The organism is Actinosynnema sp. NPDC037264, assembly GCF_055603705.1.
This window is the reverse complement of the sequence record NZ_JBVJVK010000044.1, coordinates 66,884-76,793: the sequence shown is the minus strand read 5'-3', so window position 1 is coordinate 76,793 and position 9,910 is coordinate 66,884. Positions and strand designations below refer to the sequence as shown.

The 9,910-nt window shown below is 73.0% G+C and carries 9 protein-coding genes; all 9 read right to left on the bottom strand.

Annotated elements, in window-relative coordinates; all coding sequences use genetic code 11:
* Nucleotides 1-121: 121 nt before the first annotated feature.
* The 9 genes from ACZ7GX_RS33525 to ACZ7GX_RS33485 all read right to left on the bottom strand — a co-directional run bounded on the left by ACZ7GX_RS33525 (nucleotide 122) and on the right by ACZ7GX_RS33485 (nucleotide 9,891).
* Complete coding sequence (locus ACZ7GX_RS33525; protein WP_498782665.1) at nucleotides 122-1,543, bottom strand: vWA domain-containing protein; 1,422 nt, start codon at nucleotides 1,541-1,543, stop codon at nucleotides 122-124.
* 9 nt (nucleotides 1,544-1,552) lie between these two features.
* Nucleotides 1,553-3,748: a serine/threonine-protein kinase gene (locus ACZ7GX_RS33520; protein WP_498782663.1), complete on the bottom strand. Its 2,196-nt coding sequence runs from the start codon at nucleotides 3,746-3,748 to the stop codon at nucleotides 1,553-1,555.
* Nucleotides 3,745-5,250 (bottom strand): S1 family peptidase, encoded by a 1,506-nt coding sequence (locus tag ACZ7GX_RS33515; protein ID WP_498782661.1) that lies wholly within the window; start codon nucleotides 5,248-5,250, stop codon nucleotides 3,745-3,747. Before ACZ7GX_RS33515 ends, ACZ7GX_RS33520 begins: the two co-directional genes overlap by 4 nt.
* A 143-nt stretch (nucleotides 5,251-5,393) precedes the next feature.
* Nucleotides 5,394-6,092, bottom strand: a complete 699-nt coding sequence (locus ACZ7GX_RS33510; protein WP_498782659.1) for a class F sortase — start codon at nucleotides 6,090-6,092, stop codon at nucleotides 5,394-5,396.
* Nucleotides 6,093-6,095: 3 nt separating this feature from the next.
* Complete coding sequence (locus ACZ7GX_RS33505) at nucleotides 6,096-6,500, bottom strand: excalibur calcium-binding domain-containing protein (protein WP_498782657.1); 405 nt, start codon at nucleotides 6,498-6,500, stop codon at nucleotides 6,096-6,098.
* Nucleotides 6,501-6,813: 313 nt separating this feature from the next.
* Nucleotides 6,814-7,662: an SAM-dependent methyltransferase gene (locus ACZ7GX_RS33500; RefSeq protein WP_498782655.1), complete on the bottom strand. Its 849-nt coding sequence runs from the start codon at nucleotides 7,660-7,662 to the stop codon at nucleotides 6,814-6,816.
* The gene (locus ACZ7GX_RS33495; protein WP_498782653.1) at nucleotides 7,638-8,267 is read right to left on the bottom strand and encodes a cysteine hydrolase family protein; all 630 of its coding nucleotides are present in this window, start codon (nucleotides 8,265-8,267) and stop codon (nucleotides 7,638-7,640) included. Before ACZ7GX_RS33495 ends, ACZ7GX_RS33500 begins: the two co-directional genes overlap by 25 nt.
* A complete protein-coding gene (locus ACZ7GX_RS33490) occupies nucleotides 8,264-9,358 on the bottom strand; it encodes an isocitrate/isopropylmalate family dehydrogenase (protein WP_498782651.1) in 1,095 nt (364 codons plus the stop codon). Before ACZ7GX_RS33490 ends, ACZ7GX_RS33495 begins: the two co-directional genes overlap by 4 nt.
* Nucleotides 9,355-9,891, bottom strand: coding sequence for an EF-hand domain-containing protein (locus ACZ7GX_RS33485; protein WP_498782649.1), 537 nt, complete (start codon nucleotides 9,889-9,891; stop codon nucleotides 9,355-9,357). The genes ACZ7GX_RS33490 and ACZ7GX_RS33485 overlap by 4 nt, the downstream gene beginning before the upstream one ends.
* Nucleotides 9,892-9,910 lie beyond the last annotated feature (19 nt).

The window sequence follows — 9,910 nt, the reverse complement described above, 5'->3', positions numbered from 1 at the left end:
CATGAGCAAGCTCATCAGGGGTCACCGGGACATGAAACCGCCCAGCCCGCCCCGGTGCCCCCCCGACACGCCGAAACCTAACAAAGCACTACTAGCCGACAGGCTGGAAAGCCCCCTGGGGTCATCCGGCCAGCGGTTCTCCGCACGCGCCGCAGAACTTGTACCTGCCTTCCCACCGCTGCGCGCACTTCGGGCAGACGAGGTCCGGGAGGGCCGCCGCGGCGGGGTCTTCGGCGACCGCGGCAGGCTCGACCGAAGGGCTCATGCTCGACATGACCGAGCTCATCCCCGTGTACAACAGCTCTTCGGGCCGGAGCCCCGACCGGATCCGCACGTTCTCGTCGGCCGGGTCGCCGACCACGTCGACCAGCCGCAGCAACCGGCCCAGCACCTTCTCGTTGTTCAGCGAGGTCGCCAGCGCCACCGCCCGACCCCAGTGCCGGGCCGCCCCGTCCAGGTCGCCCACGTCGTGCGCGTCGCAGCCCGCCAGCACCGCCTGGCCCAGCTCGGTCTGCCGCGTCACGTGCGCGACCTTCGGGTCGATCACGCTGGACAGCTTCAGGTCGTTGGTCCACTGTGCCACCACGACGGCCGGGTCGCACGCCCGCTCGAACTCCGTCGAACCCGGCTTGCGCACCTCCAGGTCGACCCGCGCCACCCGCACGTCGTGGTTCAGCCTCGCCCCGGCCGACGACACCGAGAGCCGCAGGAAGTACTCGCGGGTCTCGGCGCCCCACGAGCCGGTCAGGAACGCGGTCTTGCGCTCGGCCAGCGGATCGCCCGCCATCGAGGCCTCGGTCGGGAACGTCTGCCGCAGGACGTCGACCGACGAGCGGACCGTCGTCGTCACCACGAGCCGCGCCTCGGGGATCACCTTCTCCATCGCCGTCCTGGTCATCACCTCGAAGTCGGCGACCAGGTCCTCCGGCTGCCGCACGGCGTCCGCGGTGCCGTGCAGCGCCTCGGCGATCCGCAGCAGCTCGCGCTTGTCCCAGTCCGCGCCGACGCCGCGCGCGTCACAGGTGAAGACCCGGGAGCATGCCACGAGCTCCTGGTCGAGCTTCGAGTCGCCGGGGTTGTTCTGCCCGTCGGTGAGCATGATGACGTGCCGCACCGCGGTCGGGTGCCCGGACAGCAGGCCGCGCGCCAGCTCCAGCCACTCGCCCATGCGCGTGCCGCCACCGGCTCTCAGCTGTCGCACGGCGTTCTTGGCGGCACGGCGGGTCTCCGCGGTCGCCGCGACCAGCCGCGGCCCGGCCGGGTACACGACCCGGGCGGCCTGAGTGCCCTCGATCACCGCGAACAGCGCCCCGTCGCGCAACGCGTCGATCGCCGCGCTCGTCGCCCGTTGCGCGGACGCCATCTTCTTCTGCGGGTAGGACATCGAGCCGGAGCAGTCGATGGCGATCACCTGCGCCACCTCCGGCGCGGCCGCGCCGCCGACCACGCCCTGACCGGACACGGTCAGCACCGCGTCCATCTCGCCCTCCTCCGTGGCCAGGTAGGGGTTCTGGCTCACCGACAGCGAAAAACCGGGCTCCATGGCTTCCTCTCAGCGGCTGGTGATCGGCCGGTGGTGGTTCGCGCGGTCGACCAGGGACGAGCGGTCCGCGCGGTTGGTGGCCTGCCGGGCCAGCGCGCGGTACGAGTGCTCGACCAGCAGCCGCAACCGCGTGGTGTCGGCGCCGGCGGACAGCGAGACGGCGAGCGCCGCCTCCCGCACCACGGTCTCCAGCCGCACGCGCGACTCGCCCGCGGGCGCACCGCCGTCGAGGTAGAGCTCGCGCAGCCGGGCGGTGGCGGCGGCGAGATCCGCGTCGGTCGGCGCGAGGAGCCCGCCCTCGGTCCGGATGCCGCCGCTGAGCACGCGGACCGCCGCGATGCGCGCCGCGTCGAAGTACCGCGACGCCTGCGGCGTCTCGTCCAGCAACGCCACCGCACCACCCCGGTCGCCGCGCGCGAGCCGCACCCTGGCCAGCCCGAACACCGCGCTCACCACCGACCGGTCGCGCCGCCACACCGCCTCGTACAGGGCCTCGGCGCGGTCGAGGTCGCCTTCGTGCTCCGCGCAGTACGCCAGCGCGAGCTTGGGCGCGTCCTCACCCGGCAGCCACGAGTACACGCCGTCGAACGCCTGCCGCGCCGCGCCGATGTCCTCGCTCGCCAGCTCGATCAGGCCCTCGTGCCACCTCACCCGCCAGTCGTCGCCCAGCAGGCCGCGGGCCGGCACCAGGCTCTCCCGGGCCGCGGCGACGTCGTTCGCGGCCAGCGCCGCCCTGCACCGCACGAGCGCGGTCTCCGGCGAGGTCACGTTGTCGCTGTCCAGCCGCGCGATCAGGCGCCGGGGGTCCTCGGTGTCGGCGGCGGCGAGCACGTCGGCGGCCGGGTCGTCGGCGGTGGCGCGCGGCACCGGCAACCCGACCGCGACCACGTCGGCGGCCGGCCTGCCGTCGGACAGCGCGCTCTCGGTGAGCAGGTCGACCGCGCGCCCGGTCCACGTGGCCAGCGCCGGCACCGCACCGAGCCCGGCGTCCAGCAGCGTCGTCGTGTGCACGAACACCGCGGACGGCTCCGGGCGCGGCGTCCGGTCGCGCAACGACGCCACCTCGCGCAGCACGCCGCGCAGCTGGTCGGCCATCTCCGCCGCCGAGCCGTAGCGCTGGTCCGGGTCGGGGTGCATGGCCCGTTCGTAGGCGCGCTGGAACGAGTTCAGCCCCACCGCGAGGTGCGAGCGCTCGGGCTCGTCGTGGTCGGCGGTCGCGTAGTCGAGCCTGCGCAGCATCACCCCGAGCGTGTGCAGGTCGGACCGCACGGTCAGACCGCGCTCGGCGATCTCCCGCTCGTCCACCTGGTACGGCCGGGTGCCGACGATCTTGCTGCTCCGGTCGCCGATCCGGCGCACTGCGCCGAGGTCGATGAGCTTCACCCGGTTGCCGCGCTCGCCGACCTTGCCGGAGCGGATGATCACGTTGTCCGGCTTGAGGTCGCAGTAGAGGAAACCGCGCTCGTGCAGGTAGTCGAACGCGGCCAGCAGCTGCAGCCCGGCGCTGAGGACGTGCTCGGTGCGCAGCGGCTCGCCCAGCGGCACCAAGCCGCGCGCCGACATCTCGGCGACCTCCTCGAGCACCAGCCCGTCCACGTACTCCATCACGATGTACGCGCGGTCCTCGCCGGTGTGCGCGTCCGGGTGGCTGACGAAGTTGTAGATCCGCACCACGTTCGGGTGGTCCAGCAGCGTCAGCGCCTGGCGTTCCTTGGTCGAGATCTCCAGGTCGGCGACGTCGATGAGCCCCTTGAGCACCACCGGGTTGTCGTCCAGGTGCGTGTCCCTGGCGAGGTAGATCCAGCCGAGGCCGCCGCGCGCGAAGCACCCGACCACGCGGTACTGGTCGGCCACCAGCGCACCGGGCTCCAGGCTGGGCAGGAACGAGAACGGCGTGCCGCAGGCCAGGCAGAACCCCGAGTCGCGCTGGGGCAGCGCGGTCCGGTCGGGGCACTGGTCGTTGGGGCACAGGCGGGTGCGCACCGGCACGCGCGGATCGGTGATGATCCGGCTGGTCGGGTCCTTGAAGTCGAAGACGGGCAACGACATCGGGTCGCCGGTGTGCGAACGGCGGCTGCTCGCCGTGGCGCTCGACGTCCGGCCCGCCGCCCGGGTGGAGCTGCCGCGCACCACCGCGGGTTCGCCGCAGTCGACGCAGAACCCGGTGTCGTCAACGGTCCCACCGCAGTGGGTGCACGCCGTCATGCCTGATCCCCTCTCCCCAACCGCCGCCGCACCGCTTCCTCGCAGGCCTGCACGGCCCGCAGCGCCACCGCCAGGTCGAGGGGTTCGGCCTCCAGCGCCGCGTGCGCCCTTCGGCGGTGCCGGTCGAGCTCGAGGTCCTCGGCGAACCCCGCCGAGGCGGCACGCGCCTGCGCCGACGCGAGCCTCCCACGCAGCACCGACACCTCCGCCCGCACGCGCCGCAGCGCCGCGCGCTCGCGCTCGGCCCGCGTGATCGCCCGGTCGAACCGCGGCAGCTTCCCCTCGACCAGCCGCCAGTCCGCCGCGGCGGCGCGGCGCAACGCGCTCAGCCCGAGCCGCAGCTTGGTGGCCGCGGTGTCGGGGTCCTCCCGCATCAGCGCGGTCACCCGCTCGACCAGCCCGTCCAGCCGCGTCACGACCGCGGCCCGGGCCAGCTCACGTGCGGCGACCACGTCCGCGGCGTCGCCGTCGCGGAAGCCCAGCACCAGCCGCGCCCCGCTCGCCACCATCGGCCCGCCGATGTCCTGCAGCAGCGACCGGGGGTCGCGCGCGGCGTCGACGCCGTCGATCACCACCGTCATCGGCGGGGTGCCCTCCCGCACGCGCTCGGTGCTGGAACCGCGGCTGACCAGGCCGGCCCGGTCGAGGACCCGGCGCGAGACCTCCTCGGTGGTCAGGCCCTCGACGTTGATCGCGAGGTCGGGTGCGGGCGACTCGCCCACCGCGGAGAACGAGACCGCGTCCTGCAGGTGCTCCAGGTCCTCGCCGACGATGATCAGCACCGCGCCGCCGTGCTGCCGGCGCGAGAGCCAGTCCATCAGCTCTCGCACCCTGCCGTTGTAGTGCGCCGCGCGCTTCTTGAACCGCTCGTCGATCCCGTCGTCGCCGAGCACCCAGCGCGACAGCACGGGCAGGTGCGCCTCCACCGCCGCGACCGGGATCATCCACGACAGCCCGGCGCCGTCGGCGTTGTACTCGCTGACCACGATCCCGAGCACGTGCCCGCTCGCGTCGTCGGCCACCCCGGCGCCGCTGAACCCGCGCTGCACCCGGTGCCCGCCGTTGCTGTTCATCTGCTGCCACTCGGCGCCCGCCATACCCGAGAGCGTCATAGTCGCCCAGGCGCCGACCTCCTCCAGGCCACCCGGATAGCCCTGGGCGTGCACGGACCTGTTCCAGGTCATGGCGACCTTGTGCAACGTCGCCGGGCGCACGCCCGGCTGCGGCGTCGCGAGGCGCAGCAGCGCCACGTCGCCGCGCTCGTGCTGCGGCTCGACGTGCTCCACGATGTGAGCGGCGCTCACGGGCATCTCCGGCAGGCCGACCAGCTCGACGGTGAGGTCCTCGGCGGCCAGCGCGACGTGGGCGCACGTCAGCACGTGCTCGCTGTCCAGCAGCACACCCGCGCCCACCACGCCGCGGCGTCCGCGGCACCGAAGCCGCACCCGCCACTCCTCCGTCCCGTGGGGGAATGGCCCGGCACGTCCCTCACCGGTGATCATTGCCGCACACTAGGCGCGGTCCGACCGCGACGATCACCGTTTGCGTGCTAAAACGCCCGAACGGCCTATGCGCGTTCGCGGACCACCAGGTAGACCGCGTCAACCGGGGTGGGGATCAGGTCCTCCGCGCTGCCGGCGGGACCTCACCCGGAGGATCCGGCGCGATGCGGGCTTCCCGTCAGCCGGGCGTAGACCACGATGTTGTCCCGGTAGCTGCCCGCCTGCCGGTCGAACTGGCCGCCGCAGGTGACGAGCCGCAGCTCGGGGCTCTCGACGTGGCCGAACACCGCTTGGGTCGGGAAACGGTCCTTCGGGTGCTGCTCGACCCGTTGGACCGTGAACGACGCGGCCGAGCCGTCGGCCCGTTGCACGGTCACCTGGTCGCCGGGTTCCAGCTTGCGCAGGTCGTGGAAGACCCCCAGCCGCCCCTGCCAATCGACGTGCGCGGCGAGCAGCGCGGGCCCGTTCTCCCCCGGAGTCGGCGAATTGGTGTACCAGCCCACGGTTTCCGCGTCGGCCGGGACTTCCATGGTGTGGTCGGCGCGCAGCCCGAGGTCGATCAGACCGGCGGTGTCGACGCCGATCGCCGGGATGGTCAGCCGCGTCGGTCGGGATGCGCCGAGCGCCCCTGTCGACGGTGGGTCCGGCGGTGTGCCCGGTGCGGGTGCGAAGTCCGTTCCGGCCGGTTGGTGCGCCGCCGCGGCGGGGGTCGTGCCGACCGCGTGGACGTCGTCGGCCGGGTGGTCGATGCCCGTCAGAACACCCAGGCCCACCGCGGCCGCCATCCCCACCAGTCGAGCTCTCGCGCTCCGGCGGGGATGGCGGCGTGAGCGGTCGCGCATGCCCTAACTGCTCCTGCGCGCACGCCGAGCCACGACAGCGGTGCCGGAGACGGCGCCGAGCCCGGCCAGCCCGAGGAGGAGTGGCAGGGCGCCCGAGTCGTCAGCGGTCGGGTCCTTCACTGTGGAGCCGTCACCCGTGTCGATCGCGCCGACGGGCGGCTCGGGCGCTTGGGTCCGACGGGTTGCCGGGACATGGCTGGGCGCCGGGAGCTGTTCGCAAGCGATGCCGTCGTTGTCCGCGTCGAGCCGGTGGTAGTTGGTCGCGGCGGAATCGAAGAACCGCTGTGCTTCGGCCTGGTTGCTGAAGTCCGCGCAGTCGCGGTCGTCCTGCGCGGTCGCGACTCCGACGATCGGCAGCATGGCGCTCGCCGTGAGCACAGCGGCTCCGACGAGCCTGGAAAGCAGCATGTCGCACATCCCTTCCCTGCTGAACGAGATCCTGGTTCGTCGACCGCGCCCGCTGTTCGATGGCTGTGCGGCCGACCTCCTCGCGAAATCGACAACTGCTCCAGAAGGACGCTAACGCCGTCCTCCGCCCGGTTGGAGGGGGCAACGGCGGGTTCACCCGATCCATCGGCGTCATGGCCCTATCAGGAACCTGACTCCGCGGCACGGTCGCCGACAGTGCACGGCCGGCGTCGCCGATGTGGAGGTGGACGCTGCACCGACTGACCCGCGTGAGCGTGACGGCGTAGTCGACGGTGAAGGCAGGGCCGCGGGGTCAGGTCTTGGTGGCGGTGACCCAGCGGTTGGCGGCCAGGGCGTCGTGGGGTTCGGGGAGTGGTCCGCGGCCGTGCCGGTGGGTGAAGTCGAACGGGGTGTGGACGTGGGTGGTCCAGCCGCGGGCGGCGAGGGTGGCGGCCGAGTCGGGGCGGGGGTCGTCGTCGAACAGGGCGAGCAGGTCGATGCCGGTCTGGGCCTTGGTCGAGGTGTAGACGGGGTTGCGGCGGACCGCGGGGTGTTCCCGGACCAGCTTGACCTCGTAGGCCAGGGTGCTGCCGGGTGCGGACAGCCGGTCCACGGTGTCGATCAGGCGGCGTTCAGCGTCGCCGGGCAGGTACAGCAGCAGGCCTTCGGCCAGCCAGGTCGTGGGTTCGTCCGGTCGGAAGCCGGGCAGCAGCCGCGCCCAGTCGTCGCGCAGGTCCGCGGTCACCGGCCGGCGGGTGACGCGCGGCTGTGCGCCCAGGCTGTCCAGCACTTGTTGTTTGAAGGCCAGCACCGGGGCCTGGTCGAGTTCGAAGACGACGGAGTCCGGCGGCCAGTCGAGGCGGAACGCCCTGGTGTCCAGGCCCGCGCCGAGCAGCACGGCCTGGCGGTTGCCCGCGGCGAGCACGACGTCGTCCAGCACCCTGGTGCGCAGCCCGAAGTAGCGGCCGAGCCTGCCCCACAGGGGGTTCGCCTCGCCGTCCGGCACGTCGCGCGGGCGCACGGGCCAGTTCGCGGACGCCGGTGCGGCCCGCACGAAGTGCTCGGCGTAGTCGTCGCGGGCCAAGGAGTCCGGGCGGTGGGTCTCGATCGCGCGGGCTGCCGCGATCATGAGCGCGGTCAGCGCGACGCCGTCGCCGAGCACCGCCCGTCCTCTCGCCCGAGGGGATCGCACCACGTGTCGGGACGGTCGTGGGTGGTGGTGCGGGCCCCGTACAGGTCGGCCATGAACCGCGCGGTGTCCTCGTCGCGCTGCCGCAGGCTGGTGGTGCAGTCGACCAGGAGCGTGATGTGCCAGCCCTTCTGGAAGGCGGTGCGGGCGGTCGAGTCCACGCACACGTCCGCGTAGACGCCGGCGAACACCAGGTGCTCGATGCCGCGCCGCCGCAGGTGCTGCTCGAAGCCGGGGGTCAGGAACGCGTCGAAGCACGCGTGCTTGGTGACCACGAACTCGCCGGGCGCCGGGGCGACCTTGCAGAACTCCGCACCCCAGGTGCCTTCACGGCAGGTCGGCGTCCGACCGGCGCGTTCATTGCGGCGGCGCCAACTCGGGCCCTGGTGCTCCGCGTCGCCGACGAAGCGGACGAACACCACCTCCGTGCCGCGGTCTCGCGCCAGGTCGACCGCGCGTGCGGCGTTGGTCGTCACGGCGTCCAGGTGTGCGGGATCCCCGGGGTACCTGGCCGTGGCGACCGGTCCGGTGCAGAAGTCGTTCTGCAGGTCCACGACGACCAGTGCCGTCCGGGTCACGAACCCGCCTCCAGCCTCGCCGACCGCCCGACGCGCCGGTCGGGCAGTTCGGCGAGCAGCGCGTCGACCACGGCCGTGGTCGAGTGCCGCCCGCCGAGGTCGGGTGTGAGCACGCCGCGGGCGGTCACGGCGGCGAGGGCCCGTTCCGTCGACTCGATCGCGCCCGCGCCGTCGCAGTGCCGTTCGACGACGGCCGCCGCGGCCCGCACGGTGGCCACCGGGTTGACGGTGTCGCGACCGGCCAGGTCGTCGGCGGAGCCGTGCACGGTCTGGTACTCCACCAGCCCGTGCAGCTCGGGGTGCAGGTAGACGTTCTCGGTGCAGCGGTTCTCCTGCTTCTGCCCGCCGTAGCGGTCCAGCAGGACGACGTGCATGATGTCGCCCCACTCGTTGCCCGCCACGACGACCGCCCGCCTCGGCAACCCGTGCTGGATCAGGTTGCGGTTCACGGTGTCGGGTTGGCTCAGCTCGATCCGCACCCCGTGGCGTTCGGCCGCGGCGCGCACCCAGTCGTCGAAGGCGCCGTCGAGCAGGTGGTGCTTGTAGGCCATGACGATCCGGTCGGCGCCGCCGTCCGGCCACTGCTGCCGCGCTCGGGCCAAGGCGTGCGCGATGACGTCGTCGGTGACCTCGCGGCTGAACCGCATCGTGCGGGTGAGCACGCCCGGCGCGTGCCGGTTCTCGCCGGTGTAGAAGCCCTGGGCCTCGTCCCGGACGAGCAGCAGCGCCTCGTCGGGCGAGGACCCGGGCGTCGGGATCACGTCGACCTTCACCGCCCGCAGGCGCTGCCTGACCAGGTACAGCGACTGCGCGTTGACGGCCGTGCGGAACACCGCGCCGGCGCCGCGCCTGGCCAGGGTCCGGCAGAACCGCTCGTAGTGCCCGGCGTCGTCCTCGGTGAGCCGGCGCAGGTCCGCGATCCCGCCGGCCTCCGCGCGTAACGAGTGGTAGGAGTGGTAGACCCGGGGTGAGCGGGTGATCGTCGGCGCGCCGCCGTGCGCTTGGCCGAGCCGGTCCACCACCCGTTCGAAGACGTCCGCGAGTTCAGGCCCCGTGCCTCGACCCACGGCGAGTCCGACCTCCGCCGTCATCCGGCGCTCGGCACCAGGCGGTCGCCCGGGATGCCGGCCGCTTCCGGTCGGTAGAAGTCCTTGATGCTGTCCACCCAGTCCGACACGGCGATCCGGTCGTCCCGGTCCGGCTCCAGGGCGGCGAAGAGCGCGTCGATGTTCTGGCGCTCGAACCCGATGGCGGTCATCAGCGCGGTGAACACCTCCCGCTCGATCAGGCCGTCGCCGTCCGGGTCGCCCAACCGGGCCAACGAGCGGGCGAACTCGTCGACGGTGGGTTCGAACTGCTCGGGCGACAGCACGATGTCCTCGAACTCGTCCCGGTTGACGCGGCCGTTGCGGTCGTCGTCCAGCTCCTCGGCGAGGGTCTTCCAGTAGCGGTGGAACGCCGCGGTCATCGCGTCCTTCGCGGCCGCGTCGGACTGCGGCGCCGCCTCGACCACCCGGCGGGCCATGGCCTCGAAGTCGCTCGCGTCGATCTCACCGGAGCCGTTGGCGTCGAACAGCGCGAAGACGACGTCGACCCGGCTCAGTGCCGCCTGAGGATGGTTCATGTTTCCTTCTCTTCGTCCG